Consider the following 640-nt stretch of genomic DNA (forward strand, 5'->3'; position numbering starts at 1 on the left):
GTCGATCGGTGGGTGGATGAGGATCTCGGTGCCGTCGGGGCGCCAGGTGCGCCATCGGCCGTCGGGTTGTCGTTCGATCCGGAAGCCGTGGTGGACCTTGGTGTGGTGCCGCTCGCAGAGCAGCGCGGAGTTGTCCAGGCTGGTCGGGCCGCCGTTGATCCACTCCAGGAGATGGTGGACGTCGCACCAGTGGGTGGGGGCGCCGCAGCCGGTGAAGACGCAGGACCGGTCGCGGTGCTCGACGGCCCGGCGCAGGTGCGGCGGCACCACCCGGGCGGTGCGGCCGACGTCCAGCGGCAGCCCGTCGGGGTCCAGCACGAGCCGGGTGAGGGTGGCGTCGCAGGCGATCCAGCGGGCCCGGGCGGCGGAGGACCGCGCCGAAGCCCAGCTGGCCGGCGTCGGGGGCGGCGCCGGCCAGCTCGGCGGCGGGCAGGGTCAGCACCAGGTGTGGCGTCACCGTCCGCAGCACCGGCAGGCCGCCGGTGGCCAACTGGGTGTCGCAGAGCTGGACCAGGGCGTCGCCGAGCTGCTGGGCGCGGGTGCGGGTGTCTCCGGCGCACCGGCCGGCCTGCCCGAGCGCCTCCAGCGCGGTCTGCAGCTTCTCCCCGCCGACGGCATCGAGCTCAAAGCGGCCGGTGAT

Annotated in this window: 1 pseudogene; it reads right to left on the reverse strand. The window is 75.2% G+C overall.

The annotated features are described in order from the left end of the window. Positions 1–640: pseudogene (locus MY520_RS27935) on the reverse strand (DUF222 domain-containing protein); the annotation flags it as partial.

The sequence above is a fragment of the Geodermatophilus sp. CPCC 205506 genome, assembly GCF_051383635.1.
In the GTDB taxonomy this organism is placed as follows: domain Bacteria; phylum Actinomycetota; class Actinomycetes; order Mycobacteriales; family Geodermatophilaceae; genus Geodermatophilus.